Here is a 17009-nt window from a genome sequence, read left to right as displayed (position 1 = left end):
TCCTCAGTCCCAGGCCGGTGCCAGGCCGGGCGGATCGACTTCGCGGCCGTTGCGGTCAAGCGCGGCGATCGCGGCCATGTCATCGGCATCCAGGTGCAGGTCCTGGGCAAGCAGGTTGCTGGCCAGGTTCTCGCGCTTGGTCGAGGACGGGATGACCGAGTAACCCCGCTGCAGCGCCCACGCCAGCGCGACCTGGGCGACGGTGGCCTGGTGCTTGTCGGCGATGGCGGCCAGCACCGGGTCCTTCAGCACCTTGCCGTAGGCCAGGGTCATGTAGGAGGTGACGATGATGCCTTGTTCCTGCAGGAAGGCAGTCAATGCAGGGTTCTGCAGGTAGGGGCTCAGTTCGATCTGGTTGGTGGCGATCTCGCCGGCGCCGACCACCTCGATGGCCTGCCGGGTCAGTTCGATGTTGAAGTTGGACACACCGATCTGACGGGTCAGGCCCAGCGATTTGGCTTCGGCCAGCGCGGTCATGTACTCGCGCAGTTCAACGCCATTGCCCGGCGCCGGCCAGTGGATCAGCAGCAGGTCGACGTACCCGGTGCGCAGCTTGGCCAGGCTGTCGCGCAGGCTCGGGATCAGCTTGTCGGCGGCGTAGTTGTCCACCCAGATCTTGGTGGTCAGGAACAGCTCGTCGCGCGGGACGCCGGATTCGGCGATGGCCTGGCCGACCTCGGCTTCGTTGCCGTAGATCTGCGCGGTATCGACCGCACGGTAGCCGACGTCGAGGGCGTTGCGCACCGAATCGATGACGGTCTGGCCGGTCAGGCGGAAGGTGCCGACGCCAAAGGAAGGAACGCTCATGATGGACTCCAGGGACTTCGTTGAGAGCCGGTGGGCTCGGGACAGGGCGAAGTGTGGGCGCTTTACATTTGTTGATTAAGCCGTGTATACGGGAAACGCTTTTGCGCCGAGGTAAAAAATGAAAACCACCCTGGATGAGCTGAAGGCCTTCGTGGCCGTGGTCGACAGCGGTTCGATCACTGCCGCGGCCGAAGAGCTGGAGCTGACCATCTCCGCCACCAGCCGCACCTTGGCGCGGCTGGAGGACAAGCTGCAGACCACGCTGCTGCGGCGGACCACGCGGCGGCTGGAGCTGACCGAGGAGGGAGCCGCATTCCTGGAGTACGCGCGCACGATCCTGGCCACGGTGGACGAGGCCGAGGAACAGATGGCCGCGCGGCGGTTGCAGCCGGTCGGGCGCCTGCGCGTAGACGCCGCCACGCCGTTCATGCTGCACGTCATCGTGCCGTTGCTGGAGGGCTTCCGCGAGCGCTACCCGCAGGTGGAGCTGGAGCTGAATTCCAATGAAGGCATCACCGACCTGATCGAGAAGCGCACCGACGTGGCGTTCCGCATTGGCGTGCTGCGCGATTCCACCCTGCATGCGCGGCCGATCGGCCACAGCCGCATCCGCGTGGTGGCCAGCCCCGAGTACCTGCGCCGGCATGGCACGCCCACGCGGGTGGAGCAGCTGCGCGAGCACGACCTGCTTGGCTTCACCCAGCCCAGTTCGTTGAACGAATGGCCGCTGCAGGATGCCGATGGTGGGCCTTTCGTGATCGAGCCGGCGATTGCTTCATCCAGTGGCGAGACACTGCGGCAGATGGCGGTGACCGGGCTGGGCATCGCCTGCCTGTCCGACTTCCTGACCCGCCAGGACCGGCGTGACGGCCGCCTGGTGCAGTTGTTCGCCAAGCAGACGCAGGAGGTGCGCCAGCCGATCAATGCGGTGTACTACCGCAACACCGCGCTGGCCGCGCGCATCACCTGTTTCGTCGACCACGTGACGCAGACGCTCGGCCAACGTCCGTTTGACGAGTAAGGCGGGGTAGCGCCGGCCGCTGGCCGGCTGCCGGGTCTCTGGGGCTGCCGGCCAGCGGCCGGCACTACCGACTGAGCGTCACCTGTTGCGTGGCCCATGTACGGATGGGTAGAGCCGGCCGCTGGCCGGCTGACGGGTCCCTGAGGCTGCCGGCCAGCGGCCGGCACTACCAGCTGCGTATCCCCTGATGCATGGCCCATGCATGGAGGGGTAGAGCCGGCCGCTGGCCGGCTGCCGGGTCTCTGGGGCTGCCGGCCAGCGGCCGGCACTACCAAATGCGCGTCACCTGTTGCGTTGCCCATGCATGGAGGGGGTAGAGCCGGCCGCTGGCCGGCTGCCGGGATCCCGCAGCTGCCGGCCAGCGGCCGGCACTACCGGCGGTTGTGCAGCGCGCGCCGGTTGCCGATGTGCGCGCATGCCAGCAGCACGCCACCACCAGCTGTCGCCACGCCATGCCAGAGCAGTGATTCCTTCAGCGGCAGGTATAGCGAGGCCGGCAACAGCAGGAGGGCGCCGACGCAGGCCAGCCTTGCAGGTCGCCAGCGCCCATGCCGGTGAACCCCGGCCAAGGTGCTCGCCAAGGCCAGCGACGAGGCCAGCAGCGCAAACAGCCATTCCCAGCGCGACATCATCAGCAGAAACGTCATCGCGCCATGGCCGGGGTGCTGGAACGAGCGCAGCGCCATCATCGCTGCCGGCACGAAGGCCAACAGCAGGGGCAGGGCGATGCAATGGGCGGCGCAGGCCAGGGACAGCCAGGCCCCGGCTAGATCGAAGCGGGGGTGCCAGCGTGCCGAAGCTGGCGGCTGGGCCAGGGCCCTTGCAGGCGTCGTGGGGATGTGGTCCATAATGTTACATAGTAACAATTGGAGCCTCTCCCATGAAGCGTTCTGCTGCTCTTTTCCTGCTGCTGGCTGCCAGCGCTGCACAGGCCCATGATGTCCGCCAGCTCGGTGCGCACGTACACGGCCAGGCCACCGTTGATCTTGCGCTTGACCAGCAGACGCTGGAATTCGCCCTGCAGGCGCCCGGCATCGGCATCCTTGATTTCGAGCGGCCGTCGGCCAATGCAACCGAGCAGGCCGCGCTGGCGCGTGCGATTGCGCTGCTGCAAAGCGGCAGCTGGGTCACCTTGCCCACCGCCGCGGGCTGCCGCCTTATCGCGAACGATGCCAGGGCCGAGGGCTTCGATGCGATGGCTGCCGCGCCGCCGCCCGGTCAGCATCGCCACGCAGGGTTCAGCGCAACGCTGCGGTACCAGTGCACCAAGCCTGCCGGGTTGCGGGCCATCGTCGTGCGCCTGCCCGCAGTATTCCCGGGCCTGCACGAAGTGATCGTCAACAGCACCACCGCCCATGGCCAGAACCGCAGCGTGTTGACTGCGGACAATCTGCGCGTGGTGCTGGCACCGTGAGCATGCGACCGGTGATCGTGCTGGATGGCGTGCAGTTCGGCTATGGCCGGCGGCTGGTGCTGGACGTGCCGCGGCTATGGATCGAGCAGGGCAGCAGCGTGCTGCTGCGCGGAATCAGTGGCGGTGGCAAGAGCACGCTGCTGGGCCTGCTGGCGGGCGTGCTGCTGCCCGGCAACGGCCGCATCCAGGTCGCCGGCCACGCGCTGCAGGCGATGCGTGGTGCCGCGCGGGATCGCTTCCGCGCCGACCACCTGGGCGTGATCTTCCAGCAGTTCAACCTGCTGCCGTTTCTCAGCGTGCGCGACAACATCGCGCTGGGCCTGCGCTTCTCGCGCCTGCGCAGCGCACGCATCAGCGGCCCGCTGGATGCCGAGATCGCCCGCCTGGTGCAGGCGCTGCAGCTGGACCCGGCTCTGATGCAGCGGCGCGCAGGCACGCTCAGTGTTGGCCAGCAGCAACGCGTGGCGGCGGCACGCGCCCTGATCGGCCGCCCGGCGTTGCTGCTGGCTGATGAGCCGACCTCGGCGCTCGACCGCGACGCGGCGACCGCGTTCCTGAAGCTGATGTCGGCGCAATGCGAGGCGGCCGGCACCACGGTGCTGGTGGTCAGCCATGACGACAGCCTGCAGCCGTTGTTCGACCGCACGATTGCCCTGTCTCAGATCAACCAGGCAGGTGCCGGCCATGCTTGAGCTTGCCTGGGCCAGCCTGCGCAGCCGCGCGTTGAGCGTGGGCCTGACCGTGCTGGTCATCACCCTCAGCGTGATGCTGTTGCTGGGTGTCGAGCGTGTGCGCACGCAGGCGCACGAAGGCTTCGCCAGCACGGTGTCGGGCACGGACCTGATTGTCGGTGCGCGTTCGGGGCCGGTGAACCTGCTGCTGTACGCGGTGTTCCATATCGGTGACCCCACCAACAACGTGTCCTGGCAGTCCTACCAGGCGCTGTCCGCAATGCCGCAGGTGAAGTGGGCGGTGCCGCTGTCGCTGGGCGATTCCTGGCGCGGCTACCGGGTAGTGGGTACCACTGGCGGCTACTTTGAACACTATCGCTATGGTTCCGGTCATGCGCTTGCCTTTGCACAGGGGCGGCCCTTTGATGATCTGTATGACGCGGTGATCGGCGCGGAGGTGGCACGCGCGCAGAAGGTCGGCCTCGGCGACGAGATCGTGCTGGCGCACGGCACCGGCGCGGTCACGCTGGCCACGCATGCCGACAAGCCGTTCCGGGTCTCCGGCATCCTGCAGCGCACCGGCACGCCGGTGGATTCGTCGCTGCTGGTCTCGCTGCCGGCGATCGAGGCCATCCACGTCGACTGGCGCTCGGGTGTGCAGCTGCGCAGCCAGAGCGTCAGTGCCGAGCAGGCGCGCCACCTCGATCTGACCCCGACCAGCATCACCGCTTTCATGCTCGGCCTTAACTCGCGCATCGCCACCTTTTCGGTGCAGCGCAGGATCAACGAGTATCCCGAAGAGGCGATGCTGGCGATCCTGCCCGGGGTGACGCTGCAGCAGCTGTGGCAGTCGCTGGGCACGGCCGAGCGCGCCCTGCAGCTGATCAGCGCGTTGGTGGTGTTGCTGGGCATGGTCTCGCTGGTGGCGTTGCTGGTCTCGACGCTGCAGCAGCGGCGGCGCGAGATGGCGATCCTGCGTGCGACCGGCGCGCGGCCGGGTTACATCGCCGGCCTGCTGGTAGTGGAAGCGGTGGCGACCAGTGCCGTGGCCTGCGTGCTGGCGTTGGCGCTGCTGGTGGCCGCCAGCATGGCCGGACGCGGCTGGGCCCTGGCCACCTTCGGCCTGTCCATCACCCATGTCTGGCCGGATGGCCGCGAGCTGGCCTGGGTGGCGGGTGTGTTGGCGATCAGCGCGGTGGCCGGGCTGGTGCCGGCGTTGCTGGCCTACCGGCGCACCTTGGCCGATGGCCTGTCGCCGGGAGGCTGAGCATGCGCTGGATGCTGTCATTGCCGATGGTACTGGCGCTGGCAGCCTGCGAGCGGCCGGTGGATACCGGTGTGCAGGCGTTGCCACCTCCGCCGGTTGTCGACCACGCTGGCGCTGCGGATGCGGCGGAGCAGGAACTGGACTGGTTGCAGATGATGCCCAAGGACGAGCTGGCCGCGCTGGAGCGCGGAGAGGGCCCGGAGGTGGAGCACAACGGCAACCGGCGCATGCCGCAATTCGGCACGTTCCGTACCGTGGATGCGGTGCTGCAGCGTCCGGTGCGCCTGCCCGGCTACGTGGTGCCGCTGGCCACTGCGCAGGATGGGCGCCTGACCGAATTCCTGTTCGTGCCGTACTACGGCGCCTGCATCCACGTACCACCGCCGCCACCGAACCAGATCGTGCACGTGGTGCTGCCGCGCCCGATCGCCATGCCGGACATGTACTCGCCGTTCTTCCTGGCCGGCACCCTGCGTGACGAGCGGCTGGATGATGATCTGGCCGGTTCCGCCTACACCATGCGCGATGCCCAGCTGAGGCCCTATGAACCGTAGCGCTGTGTTGCTGCTTGGATGCGTCTGGTTGGCAGGCTGCACGTCACCGGGCGGTGATGCCGTGGTGGCCACGCCGCGCGACAAGCCGTTGCCCTCCGCCGCGCCCGAAACGCCTATCGACCGCTGGGACGCGCTGCGGCCGGACGAAGTGACCTATCAGCGCCCGCCCCCGCAGATCGGCTTGTCACGCAATGGCATGGACGGGGTGGGCGGCCTGATCGACGACACCGGCTCGGGCACGCCACCGGGGCAGGAAATCGACCATTCCAGCCCGGATCGCGCCAAGCAGTTCGGCTCTTCGCGCGTGGTCGACGCTGTCGACGGTCGCGCGGTGGATCTGGATGGCTACGTGGTACCGCTGGGCACCAATGATGCCGGCCTGGTCGATGAGCTGCTGTTCGTGCCGTTCTACGGTGCGTGCATCCACGTGCCGCCGCCGCCACCGAACCAGATCATCCATGTGACCCTGGCCACGCCGATCGCGCTGGGCGATCTTTGGGACCCGTACCGGTTGGCCGGCCGCCTGCAGGTGAAGCGCTTCGATGCGGACATTGCCAGCGCGTCCTACGATGCCGCAGCGGCCACGCTGACGGCGATCCACGACTGATGCGCATGCGCTGGATCGTGGCTGCCGGGGTGCTGGTGAGCGCAGTCGTGCTGCTGGTGTGGTGGCAGCGGCAGCGCGCACCCACCGCGCCGCCGGTGGTCGCGTTTCCAGCACCGGCGTCCGACGCCAGCCAGCGCATCGAACAGCGTTTGGGTGACGACCACGCGTTCCGCAACGACGTGCTGTTCCTGCTTGCGGCAACAGTGCGCGACCGCTGCCAGGCAACGCAGGCGGGGCTGCTGGCGCGCATGGCCAATCGTGCATCGCTGCCGGTGCTGGCGGGAGTCAGCGCGGTGACCCAGCAGGATCCATCGCTGGACCGGCCGATCTACCAGTACATCCAGCATCGCGCCGATGCGACGCGGTGCGGGCAGCCGCTGCAGATGCCGTTGGCCGCTGGGCGCAGCATGGCGTTGGACATCGAACAGTACGCGCGCACATTCCCGGACAGCTACTTCGACCCGCAGCGCAGTAGTGAACCCCGGGATTTTGGTGGACGGTCGTTGCAGCAGCGCGCTGGCAACGCCTGCAACAGCGTGGTGTATTCGGTGCTGCCGCTGGGTGGCACCGACTGGCGGTGCAGCAGCCTGCGCGCGAATGCCCGCGCGCAGGTGCGCGGCCTGTGCGAGGACGAGCTGCGGCGCCAGCACGGGGCAACGGGCGGGGAGCTGGACATGGCCGTGGGGCAGGGCATGCAGGCGGCAGTGGTAGCGGCGATTGCTGCGCTGCCGGAAGACTGCCGGTGATGATCCCGGACACCAGCCAAGACCGGGCATGAGGGGCACGGCAACATGAACATTGCCCGGACCGCAATCTGAGCCGCTGTCGCCGCCTTCATAACTATACAGGACATCCTGTATAGTTATCGCCGTAATCCACCCCCACCAGGTTCTCCCATGGCTTCGTCCCAGCCCTTGGCCGGTGCTCCGGCCCTGTCGCGTGCCCGTCGCTGGGCACTGTTGTTCACCGTCGCCGCCGGCCTGCTGCTGGTCACGCTCGACAACTCCGTGCTCTACACCGCCCTGCCCACGCTGACCGAAGAACTCTCGGCCAGTGCCGGCCAGGCGCTGTGGATCATCAACGCCTATCCGCTTGTGATGGCCGGCCTGCTGCTGGGTGCGGGCACGCTGGGCGACCGCATCGGCCACCGCCGCATGTTCCTGATCGGCCTGGTGGTGTTCGGCGTGGCATCGTTGGCAGCGGCGTTCGCCGACACCGCAGGGCAGCTGATTGCCGCGCGCGCCTTGCTGGCGGTCGGCGCGGCCGCGATGATGCCGGCCACGCTGGCGCTGATCGGCCTGAGCTTCCACGAAGCGCGCGAACGCAACATCGCCATCGCGATCTGGGGTTCGGTGGCCATCGTCGGTGCGGCGCTTGGCCCGATCATCGGTGGCTGGCTGCTGCAGCATTTCTGGTGGGGCTCGGTGTTCCTGATCAACGTGCCGGTGGTGGTGGTCGCGTTCGTGGCCACGCTGCTGCTGGCACCGGAAGGCCAGCGCGACACCTCGCGACCGTGGGACCTGGTTTCGTCGCTGCTGGCTCTGGCTGCACTGTCCGGCCTGGTGCTGGCGATCAAGTCACTGATCGCTACGCCGCCGTCGTATGCGCTGGGTGCAGGCGCGCTGCTGCTGGCCGCCATCAGTGGTGCGGCGTTCGCGCGCCGCCAGCAGCAGCTGCCGCACCCGCTGCTGGACTTCGTGATCTTCCGCAATCCGGCGTTCCTGGCCGGCACGCTGTCGGCGGTGTTCACCCTGTTTGCGATGGCCGGCCTGCAGCTGGTCACTACCCAGCGCTTCCAGCTGGTGGCGGGCTTTTCTCCGCTGCAGGCGGGCCTGCTGGTGTCGGTGGCCGCGCTGGGCAGCCTGCCCAGTGCGCTGCTGGGCGGCAGCATCCTGCACCGGGTGGGCCTGCGCCCGCTGATCTGTGGCGGCCTGGCCACAGGTGCGCTGGGTGTAGGCGTGGTGGCATTCGGCTTCCCGCACGGCCTCGGCTGGGTGGTCGCCGGCATGGCGATCACCGGCTTCGGCATGGGTTCGGCCATCTCGGTGGCGTCCACCGCCATCCTCAACAACGTACCGGCGCACCGCGCGGGCATGGCCTCGTCGGTGGAAGAGGTGTCCTACGAGTTCGGCGGCCTGCTGGCGGTGGCGATGCTGGGCAGCTTGAGCGCGGCGATGTATGGCGCATTCCTGCCGGTCTCGGCCGACATGCCCGCGCTTGCACGGGAAGGCTTCACCCAGGCGCTGCACGTGGCACGTGAAAGCGGGCAGGGCGAGTGGTTCGCACTGGCCACGGCCGCGTATGACCGCGGCTACCAGATCGTGCTGCTGGTGATCACGGTGGTGCTGGCGCTGGGCGCGTCGATCATCGCGCGCCTGCTGCGCGGGCGCGTCGGCAGCCGCGAGGGTGCGGCCGATCGCGTAAAATGACGCGATGAGAACCAGCAAGCGCGACCGCATCCTCGACGCCGCCGTCAACGTGATCAATCGTGATGGCGTGCGCGCAGTGACCTTCGAGTCGGTGGCGGCCGAGGCCAAGCTGACCCGCGGCGGCCTGCTGTACCACTTCCCCTCGCGCGAGGCGCTGCTGCGCGGCATCGACGAGCACCTGGTGCAGGCCTGGGAGACGTCGATGGAAACGCTGCTGGGCAAGCGTGCAGACGAAGCCTCGGCGCTGGAGCGTTACCAGACCTTCGTGCGCGTCTCGGCGCAGAGCGCTACCCGTGCCGAGCTGATGTTCATGCTCGAATCGGCCGACCCGGACGCCGATGAGCGCCCGTGGGGGCCGGCGGTACGGCGTTGGGCGCCGTTGCCACCGTCGGCCGGGCAGAGCGACCCGGCCGCGCTCGACAATTTCGTGGCACGGCTGGCCGCCGACGGCCTGTGGATCTACGAGGCGATGTACGAAGGGCAGCTGGATGAAAGCGTTCGCGCCCAGGTGGCCGAACGGATCGCCGGGCTGCTGGCGAAGCCCGATGGAACGTCCAGTTGAGCGGGCAGCCGGCGCGCCGACATCGCCCGTGGTAGAGCCGACCGCCGGTCGGCTGTCCTTCGGTCAGGCCACGGAAATGCCGCTTCGATCGCCCGTGGTAGAGCCGACCGCTGGTCGGCTGCCTTCGGTCACATCACGAAAATGCCGCATCGGTAGAGTCGGCTGTTGGTCGACTGCCCTTCGGTCGGGCAACGAACCTCCCGCGCGTCGCGCGATGGTCGACCAGCGGTCGACTCTACCCCCTCACCTTTACCCAGCCTGCGCGGCGCCCGCGGCCAGCCACGCCCTCGGCGAAGCCCCCAGCCGCTTGCGGAACGCCTTCGACAACGATGCGGTATCGGCAAACCCCACCTCGATCGCCACCTGCTTGACCGCCACGCCGGCCCGCAGCTGCGCGCAGGCCAGGCTCAGCCGCCAGTCCAGCAGGTAGCTGGCTGGCGTTGCCTGCATCACGTCCTTGAACACGGCCGCGAACGCGCTGCGCGACATGCCGGCGGTCGCGGCCATGCGCGGCAGCGTCCATTCGTCCTGCGGTGCCTGGTGCATCGCCACCAGCGTGCGTGCCAGCCGCGCATCGGACAGCCCCCGCATCAACCCGTGGCTGACGCCGGCTGCATCCGGGTGGTCGACCACCCAACGCAGGATCTGGATCAGCGCCACCTCGAACAGGCGGTTGGTCAGCAGCCGTGACCCGCAGCGCTGGCGATCGGCTTCGGCGAACAGCAGCTGCAGGGTGTCATCCAGTTCGGTGATCGCGGCCAGCGGCACCACCATCACCGGTGGCAGCGACTGCACGATCGGATTGCGCGCGCCACCATCGAAATCCAGCGTGGCACAGGTGAAATCCGGGCCGTCCAGCGGAGCGTTGAAGAACACATGGTGCAGCGGCTGCGGATACAGCAGGAGGCTGGGTGTATCGATCTTCAACCGGGGCAGCGCGCTATCGCCCCCAGGATGACGGACTTCCATCTCACCCTGGCGCAGGATGTGCAGGAACGCACGACCGGGCTGCGGCTCGAAGACATGCTGCCCGCACAGCGGGCCACTGTGGAACAGCGCCGCCTGCACCCGGAAGCGTTCCAGCAGCGAGGAGAGTCGATCTGGCGCAGGGGTGGCGGCGCGCATGCTCATGGACGTATGGACAACATATGTGGCGAAATGAGGATGTTGCGTCCAGGGAGTCTACCTAGGATGAGCGGGTCGTCCAATCCCGGGCGCTTTCCCAAGGAGATCCACCATGTCCCGTGTCCCCCTGATCGATGCCGCCAACACCACCGCCGACCGCCAGGCCCTGCTGGGCCAGGTCCACGCTGCCTTCGGCGCCACCCCGGCCATGTTCCGCGCCGTGGCCAACTCGCCGGCTGCCCTGCAGAGCATGTGGGGTTCGTTCGGCGCGCTGGGCGGCGGTCGCCTGTCGCCGCTGCTGGGCGAGCAGATCGCCGTGGCCATCGCCAACCGCAACGCCTGCGAGTACTGCCTGGCCGCGCACACGGCATTGGGCCGCAAGGCCGGCGCCAGCGGTGAGCAGATGGCTGCCGCGCAGATCGGCCAGTCCAGCGACCCGGCCACTGCGGCGGCGCTCGACTTCGCGTTGAAGGTGGTCGAGCAGCGTGCGCAGATCGCCGACGGCGACGTGCAGGCGCTGCGCGCGGCCGGCTTCGATGATGAGCAGGTCGTCGAGATCCTCGCGCATGTGGCGCTCAACCTGTTCACCAACTACGTCAACGTGGCGTTCGACGTGCCGGTGGACTTCCCGAAGGTCGCGCTGCGCTGAGGCGTACCGGGCCGGGGGACGCAGTGCTCCCGGCCATCCTCAGCGGGCGTGGCCGTCGTGCGCCTGCAGCCGCTCTGGATGCGTATACACATTGAACCCGCTTTCCCGCGCGAACCCGACCAGGCACAGGCCGGCGCTGCGGGCCAGATCGATCGCCAGCGCGGTCGGCGCGGACACTGCCGCCAGCACGCTGGCGCCGGCGCGCACTGCCTTGCTCACCATCTCGTAGCTGGCCCGGCTGGAAATCACCAGCAGGCCGCCTTCGATGGCGTGTTCGTTGTGGTGCAGGGCGCCGATCAGCTTGTCCAGTGCATTGTGGCGGCCGACGTCCTCGCGTACCCAGCCGATGCGCCCACTGGCGTCGGCCCAGGCCGCGGCATGGATCGAGCCGCTTGCCGCATTCATCGGCTGGTGCTGCGCCAAGCTGGCCAACGCCCGCTGCAGGGCGGTGGCGGAATAGCTGCGGCGTTCGCGGATCTGCGGCAGTGGGCGCAGCACTTCTTCCAGCTGGCGCGTGCCGCACAGGCCACAGCCACCACGGCCGGGCAGCAGGCGTCCCTTGTCGGGGTCGAGGTTTGCGCCGGGCGCAGCCTCGTCCACGGTCATCTGCAGCTCGATGCCTTCCAGCTGTGGGTGGATATCGATCGACAGCAGCTGCGAGGGCGCGCTGATCAGGCCTTCGCTGAGCGAAAATCCGAGTGCGAAGTCCTCCAGATCACAGGGTGTGGCCATCATCACGGCAAAGGCGGCATCGTTGTAGCGCAGCGCCACCGGCACTTCCTCGGCCACCACGTCGACCTGCTGCTGTTGCGTGCCGCCGCGCCAGCGCTGCAACGGGCGTTGGGCGGTGCCGGCAGGCGGGGTGTGCGGCGGGATCGAATCAGGCATGCAGCGCGTCCGGACAAGGGAGAAACGCGGGCGGGCCACCGCCTGCGGTTTCGAGGATAGCGCAGTGGTCGCGCGCAGACGCGGCTGTAACCGTTGCCATGGCAGGTTGTGCTGAAATCAGCCTGTGCCCTCTGGCAAAGCGCCGTGGGCCGTGCTTGACTGTGCGGCTGGTCGTGCCACTGAATGCACCGCCGGACCGCGTTGTGCCGTTCGTTGTTGCGTTCCTACTGCCAGGTTCCCGAACATGTCCGAGCAGAAACCGCCGCGTTACAAGCCCTACAACCAGCCCGCCGGAGGCTGGGGTGCCGCCGGCGCCACGGCCAAGGTGCTGCTGCAGCAGAGTGTGATCGGCAAGGGATCGAAGGCATTGCTGGCGATGAACCAGCCCGGTGGCTTCAAGTGCCCCAGCTGCGCGTTCCCCGATGCCGACGAACGCAAGAAGCTGGAGTTCTGCGAGAACGGCGCGAAGGCACTGGCCTGGGAAGCCACCCAGTTCCGCGCCGGCCGCGAACTGTTCGCCCGGTACACCGTGACCGAACTGATGGCGCAGACCGACTACTGGCTGGAGATGCAGGGCCGGCTGACCGAGCCGATGCGCTACGACGCAGCCACCGACCACTACGTGCCGTGCAGCTGGGACGATGCCTTCGCGCTGATCGGCCGCCACCTGCAGGCGCTGGACAGCCCGCACCAGGCCGAGTTCTACACCTCCGGCCGCACGCCCAATGAAGCCGCGTTCCTGTATTCGATCTTCGTGCGCGAGTTCGGCACCAATAATTTCCCGGACTGCTCGAACATGTGCCACGAGCCGACCAGCCGTGGCCTGCCGCCGGCCATCGGGGTGGGCAAGGGCACCATCGTGCTGCAGGACTTCGAGCATGCCGAGGCGATCTTCGTGATGGGCCAGAACACCGGTACCAATTCACCGCGGATGATGAGCAACCTGGTCGAGGCGCGTAAACGCGGCATCCCGATCGTGGCGGTCAATCCGATGCCCGAGCGTGCGCTGATCCGCTTCGCCGAGCCGCAGGACGTGGTGCAGATGGCCACGTTCGGTTCGACCGAGATCACCAGCGAGTTCGTGCATATCCGCATCGGCGGCGACCTGGCCCTGATCAAGGGCATGATGAAGGTGATGTTCGAGCGTGAGGCACAGGGCGAGCGCGTGCTCGACCATGATTTCCTGTCGGAACACACGGTGGGCCTGGAGGCGCTGCGCGAAGACGTGATGGCGCAGGACTGGGACCAGATCGTGCAGGTGTCCGGCATTTCGCAGGCGCAGATCCGCCGCTGTGCGGAGATCTACATCCGTTCCAAGGCCACCGTGATCTGCTACGGCATGGGGCTGACCCAGCACCAGTACGGCTCGCGCCTGCTGCAGCAGGTCGCCAACCTGCTGTTGCTGCGTGGCAACTTCGGCAAGCCCGGCGCCGGCATCGGACCGATCCGTGGGCATTCCAATGTGCAGGGCGACCGCACCGTCGGCATCGACGAGAAGCCCAAGCCGGCCTATCTGGACCGCGTGCAGCAGGTGTTCGGCTTCGACCCGCCGCGCGAGCATGGCCACCATGTGGTCGAATCCATCGAGGCGATGCTGGACGGCAGCGCCAAGGTGTTCATCGGCCTGGGTGGCAACTTCATCCATGCCGTGCCCGATACCCCGCGTGCGTATGAGGCAATGCGTGGCCTGGAGCTCACCGTGGGCATTGCCACCAAGCTCAACCGCGGGCACCTGGTCCATGGCCGCGATGCACTGATCCTGCCGGTGGTGGCGCGCTCGGAACGCATCGTTACGCCGGCCGGCGAGCAGTTCGTCACCATCGAAGACGCGATGTCGAATGTAACCGCGTCGCGCGGGGTACTGGAGCCGGTCAGTGCCGAGGTGTTGCCCGAGGTAGAGATCGTCTGCCGGATGGCACTGGCCACGCTGCCGGACAGCAGGGTTGACTGGGCCGGCTGCATGCACGACTACGCGCCCATCCGCGAGCTGATTGCCGCGGTGTATCCGGAGATCTACACCGGCTTCAACGAGCGCATCCAGCAGCCACACGGTTTCCATCTGGACATTCCGCCGCGCCGCCGGGTGTGGCCCACGCCCAATGGCAAGGCCAACATCCTGGTGATGCCCGGCCTGGACGTGGACGATCCGGTGCACGATCCGGACATGCTGCGGTTGGCCACGGTACGCTCGCATGATCAGTACAACACCACCATCTACAGCTACAACGATCGCTATCGCGGCGTGTACAACGATCGCATGGTGCTGTTCATGAATATCGAGGACCGGCTGGCGCGCGGGCTGGAGAAGGAAGCGCTGGTCAGCCTGGAGACGATCAGCGGCGATGGCGTGCAGCGCCGTATCGAGGGCCTGACGGTGCTGGACTACCCAATGCCGCGCGGCGCGCTGGCCGGTTACTACCCGGAACTGAACCCGTTGCTGCCGCTGGACTACTACGACCGGATCAGCGGCACACCCGCAGCGAAGTCGATCCCGGTGCGGATGCGGGCGATGGCGGCGGCGATTGCGTGACGCGCATCGGCTATCATCGGCGGGTGAACCTGCCTGGCCTGCTGCTGCGATGGATGCTGCTCGTTGCCCTGGTGCTGAATGCACCGGCGCTGGCGCTTGGCTCGTCTTCGTACGGCGGGTCGGCCAACCAGGATCACTGCGCTGCACCGCACGCGGCTGCGCTGGCGGCAGCCGGCTGCTGCGATGATGCGGCCCGGGCGGCCTGCCAGAGCGGTGAGTGCGAATGCCCGCCAGCCTGCCTTGGCATGCTGGCCACGTTGAGTGGAACGCCCGCCTCGCCGTGGCGTGAGGCGCCTGTAGCTGCCCGTTCCCAGCAACGCGCATCGCCGCCGATGCCGGACCCGTTGCGTCCCCCCATCGTGTGATGTCCTGCAGGCGCTCAAGCGCCTGCCATGACTGTTCGGCTCTTTCTCGCCTCTGCCTGCGCCTTCGATGCGCGGGCGGCGGGCCGCGTTGCCCGCCTCAGCAAAGGAATCACTCAATGAACCGTTCTCTCTCCCTCGGCCTGCTGCTGGGCACCGTGCTGGCCACCACCGCCTGTGCACGTGCCGCCGAAGAATCCGCCGCCGCACCGGTCGCCAGGAAGGCTCCGGTGGCACCGATCCAGGCCAGCCCGGCCAAGGTCGATCCGGCCCTGCCGGTGGCCATCGTGCACAAGACCGCCAGCTGTGGCTGTTGCGGTATCTGGGTCGACCATCTGAAGGCCGCGGGCTTCCAGGTGGACGTGCGCGATACCGATGACATGAATCCGATCAAGGTCCGCCTGGGCGTGCCGGTCGGCAAGGCCTCCTGCCATACCGCCGAGATCGGCGGTTATGTGGTCGAAGGCCACATCCCGGCCGAGGACATCAAGCGCCTGCTGGCCGAACGCCCGGCCGCACGCGGGCTGGTGCTGCCCGGCATGCCGGCCGGTTCGCCGGGCATGGAAATGCCGGATGGTTACGTGCAGCCGTACACCGTCGAGCTGGTGCGGACCGACGGCAGCACCGAGCCGTTTGCCCAGCACGGGCAGGGTGGCTGATGGAAGGCGGGTGCCGGTCGTCCTGACCGGCACCCTTCGACGCGTCTTGTGTAGGGCTGAGCCTATGCTCGGCTGTGTTTGGCCGGCAAGCCGAGCATGGGCTCGGCTCTACAGGATCAGCGTGCCGTGGCTGTTTCCTTGGCCAGCTGTGCGTCGAACTTCTTCTCGGCCGCATCCGCGTAGGCCTTGCAGGTCAGGGCGTTGGCTCCGGCCTCTGCACCGGCGGCATAGTTCCAGTTGCTGGCGCCCGGATGCGGCGTCAGCAGCAGGTCGCAGGGCAGGCCGCGCACCGTAGCGAAGCTGCGCCGGTAGTCCTCGACCAGGCGGGGATAACGGGCGTTGCCCTGCAGCTGGTAGCCCGGCGCACTCAGGCTGTCGGCGTAGGCGATGCGCACCGGCTGGCCATCGCGGGTATCGGTCCAGGTCCAGGCGGTGCTGCCTGGGGTGTGCCCCGGCATGAAGTGCGCGGTGAACGCGATGCCGCCTACGGTGACCTCTTCGCCATCCATGATGATGCGGTCGGCGCTGGCCGGCGGAAAGGTGATGCTGTCGCCAAAGTGCAGGTCGTTGCTGCCACCGCGCGCCAGCAGCACGGCCGATTCGGCGTTGGCCGCTACGCTGGCGCCGGTACGGCGCTTCAGCTCCGCCACTGGCCCGGCATGGTCGGCGTGTGCGTGGCTGAGCAGGATCAGCCGTAGATCCTGTGCTGCCACCCCGCGTGCCTTCATGTTGTCCAGCAGGTGACCGGCCATCTGCGGCATGCCGCCGTCGAGCAGTACCGCACCGTCGGCGGTCTGCACCAGCAGCGCGGTCAGGTCCTCGGTGCCGATCTGCCAGGTGCGGTCGGCAATCTGCAGCGGTGCCATCGGCTGCAGCCACGAGGCGTCCACGGTGTAGGCCTGCAGCTGCGGCAGCGGTGCGTCGGCGGCAGTCACATCAAAGGCAAGTGTGGCAGTCAGGGCAAGGGTCGTCAGGCAAAGGCGCATGGCGGAGAGGTGTCTGGGCAGGGTCGAATGAAACTAGCACGCGGGCGGGGCGGACCGTTTCGCGAATAATTCATGGCTGCGATAAGGTGCGCCGCAGCCTGCCCAGGGATTGTTCGCTGGCCATGGATTGTGAATCCACCTCCACGGGCTGGAGCGCAGAATCGGCCGGGGCTAGCCTGCTACCAGGCTCAAGGAGGTGGACCATGCACGTGCTCATGGTGATGCTGGGTGGCGTACTGCTGCTGGGGGTATTCGTGCTGTTTGGCCATCTCTGGAGCACGGGCACCTCGCAGCTGCCCACGGCACTGATCGCCTTCATCGCCACCTGGCTGCTGGTGGCCGTGGCCAACATGTGGGTAGGGGTCAGCAAGGCCGGCTACGCGGTACGCGAGGAGCTGCCGATCCTGTTGCTGGTGTTCGCCGTGCCGGCGCTGCTGGCCGGTTTCCTGTACTGGCGCCTGGCGCGCTGAAGGAGTTC

19 protein-coding genes are annotated in these 17009 nt (G+C 67.9%); 14 read left to right on the top strand and 5 right to left on the bottom strand.

Annotation, left to right across the window (positions count from 1 at the left end):
• Window positions 1–3 precede the first annotated feature (3 nt).
• Window positions 4–807, bottom strand: coding sequence for a 2,5-didehydrogluconate reductase DkgB (gene dkgB, locus ACT6SE_RS11185; protein ID WP_046430884.1), 804 nt, complete (start codon window positions 805–807; stop codon window positions 4–6).
• Between the two features lie 118 nt (window positions 808–925).
• Here dkgB and ACT6SE_RS11180 point away from each other — a divergent pair, with 118 nt between their 5' ends.
• Window positions 926–1828 (top strand): LysR family transcriptional regulator, encoded by a 903-nt coding sequence (locus ACT6SE_RS11180; RefSeq protein WP_046430882.1) that lies wholly within the window; start codon window positions 926–928, stop codon window positions 1826–1828.
• A 371-nt stretch (window positions 1829–2199) separates the two neighbouring features.
• On the opposite strand, the gene ACT6SE_RS11175 is transcribed toward ACT6SE_RS11180, so the two are convergent.
• The gene (locus tag ACT6SE_RS11175) at window positions 2200–2676 is read right to left on the bottom strand and encodes a MerC domain-containing protein (protein ID WP_046430880.1); all 477 of its coding nucleotides are present in this window, start codon (window positions 2674–2676) and stop codon (window positions 2200–2202) included.
• Between the two features lie 32 nt (window positions 2677–2708).
• On the opposite strand from ACT6SE_RS11175, the gene ACT6SE_RS11170 reads away from it, so the two are divergent.
• From ACT6SE_RS11170 to ACT6SE_RS11135, 8 genes are all read left to right on the top strand, one after another.
• Window positions 2709–3242 (top strand): ZrgA family zinc uptake protein, encoded by a 534-nt coding sequence (locus tag ACT6SE_RS11170; RefSeq protein WP_046430878.1) that lies wholly within the window; start codon window positions 2709–2711, stop codon window positions 3240–3242.
• Window positions 3239–3934, top strand: a complete 696-nt coding sequence (locus tag ACT6SE_RS11165) for an ATP-binding cassette domain-containing protein (protein WP_046430876.1) — start codon at window positions 3239–3241, stop codon at window positions 3932–3934. The genes ACT6SE_RS11170 and ACT6SE_RS11165 overlap by 4 nt, the downstream gene beginning before the upstream one ends.
• Complete coding sequence (locus ACT6SE_RS11160; protein ID WP_046430874.1) at window positions 3927–5180, top strand: ABC transporter permease; 1254 nt, start codon at window positions 3927–3929, stop codon at window positions 5178–5180. The genes ACT6SE_RS11165 and ACT6SE_RS11160 overlap by 8 nt, the downstream gene beginning before the upstream one ends.
• 2 nt (window positions 5181–5182) lie before the next feature.
• Complete coding sequence (locus ACT6SE_RS11155) at window positions 5183–5734, top strand: DUF3299 domain-containing protein (RefSeq protein ID WP_046430873.1); 552 nt, start codon at window positions 5183–5185, stop codon at window positions 5732–5734.
• A complete protein-coding gene (locus ACT6SE_RS11150) occupies window positions 5724–6341 on the top strand; it encodes a DUF3299 domain-containing protein (RefSeq protein WP_046430871.1) in 618 nt (205 codons plus the stop codon). The genes ACT6SE_RS11155 and ACT6SE_RS11150 overlap by 11 nt, the downstream gene beginning before the upstream one ends.
• Complete coding sequence (locus tag ACT6SE_RS11145) at window positions 6341–7087, top strand: hypothetical protein (protein WP_046430869.1); 747 nt, start codon at window positions 6341–6343, stop codon at window positions 7085–7087. The genes ACT6SE_RS11150 and ACT6SE_RS11145 overlap by 1 nt, the downstream gene beginning before the upstream one ends.
• A gap of 150 nt (window positions 7088–7237) precedes the next feature.
• Entirely contained in the window at window positions 7238–8770 is a 1533-nt protein-coding gene (locus ACT6SE_RS11140; RefSeq protein WP_444811158.1) for an MFS transporter, read from the top strand.
• Between the two features lie 4 nt (window positions 8771–8774).
• Window positions 8775–9332, top strand: a complete 558-nt coding sequence (locus tag ACT6SE_RS11135) for a TetR/AcrR family transcriptional regulator (RefSeq protein WP_049420776.1) — start codon at window positions 8775–8777, stop codon at window positions 9330–9332.
• 249 nt (window positions 9333–9581) lie between these two features.
• Here ACT6SE_RS11135 and ACT6SE_RS11130 read toward each other — a convergent pair whose 3' ends face one another.
• Window positions 9582–10463 (bottom strand): AraC family transcriptional regulator, encoded by an 882-nt coding sequence (locus ACT6SE_RS11130; RefSeq protein WP_046430865.1) that lies wholly within the window; start codon window positions 10461–10463, stop codon window positions 9582–9584.
• Between the two features lie 106 nt (window positions 10464–10569).
• Between ACT6SE_RS11130 and ACT6SE_RS11125 the strand changes: the two genes are divergently transcribed.
• Entirely contained in the window at window positions 10570–11106 is a 537-nt protein-coding gene (locus ACT6SE_RS11125) for a carboxymuconolactone decarboxylase family protein (protein ID WP_046430864.1), read from the top strand.
• 39 nt (window positions 11107–11145) lie between these two features.
• Here the strand turns inward: ACT6SE_RS11125 and fdhD are convergent, their stop codons facing one another.
• Window positions 11146–11994: a formate dehydrogenase accessory sulfurtransferase FdhD gene (gene fdhD, locus ACT6SE_RS11120; protein WP_032962653.1), complete on the bottom strand. Its 849-nt coding sequence runs from the start codon at window positions 11992–11994 to the stop codon at window positions 11146–11148.
• A 244-nt stretch (window positions 11995–12238) separates the two neighbouring features.
• Here fdhD and ACT6SE_RS11115 point away from each other — a divergent pair, with 244 nt between their 5' ends.
• The 3 genes from ACT6SE_RS11115 to ACT6SE_RS11105 all read left to right on the top strand — a co-directional run bounded on the left by ACT6SE_RS11115 (window position 12239) and on the right by ACT6SE_RS11105 (window position 15545).
• Window positions 12239–14524, top strand: coding sequence for an FdhF/YdeP family oxidoreductase (locus tag ACT6SE_RS11115; RefSeq protein WP_046430861.1), 2286 nt, complete (start codon window positions 12239–12241; stop codon window positions 14522–14524).
• 23 nt (window positions 14525–14547) lie between these two features.
• On the top strand, window positions 14548–14889 hold the full coding sequence (locus ACT6SE_RS11110) for a hypothetical protein (protein WP_046430909.1): 342 nt from the start codon (window positions 14548–14550) through the stop codon (window positions 14887–14889).
• A 116-nt stretch (window positions 14890–15005) separates the two neighbouring features.
• On the top strand, window positions 15006–15545 hold the full coding sequence (locus ACT6SE_RS11105; protein WP_080342753.1) for a DUF411 domain-containing protein: 540 nt from the start codon (window positions 15006–15008) through the stop codon (window positions 15543–15545).
• A 116-nt stretch (window positions 15546–15661) separates the two neighbouring features.
• Here the strand turns inward: ACT6SE_RS11105 and blaL1 are convergent, their stop codons facing one another.
• Entirely contained in the window at window positions 15662–16531 is an 870-nt protein-coding gene (blaL1, locus tag ACT6SE_RS11100; protein WP_046430859.1) for a L1 family subclass B3 metallo-beta-lactamase, read from the bottom strand.
• A gap of 203 nt (window positions 16532–16734) precedes the next feature.
• Between blaL1 and ACT6SE_RS11095 the strand changes: the two genes are divergently transcribed.
• Window positions 16735–17001, top strand: a complete 267-nt coding sequence (locus tag ACT6SE_RS11095) for a hypothetical protein (protein ID WP_014647303.1) — start codon at window positions 16735–16737, stop codon at window positions 16999–17001.
• Window positions 17002–17009 lie beyond the last annotated feature (8 nt).

It is taken from the genome of Stenotrophomonas sp. LC732 (assembly GCF_052446685.1).
GTDB classification, from domain to species: Bacteria; Pseudomonadota; Gammaproteobacteria; order Xanthomonadales; family Xanthomonadaceae; genus Stenotrophomonas; species Stenotrophomonas muris.
The sequence above is the reverse complement of the archived record's forward strand: the minus strand, read 5'-3'. Positions and strand labels throughout refer to the sequence as shown.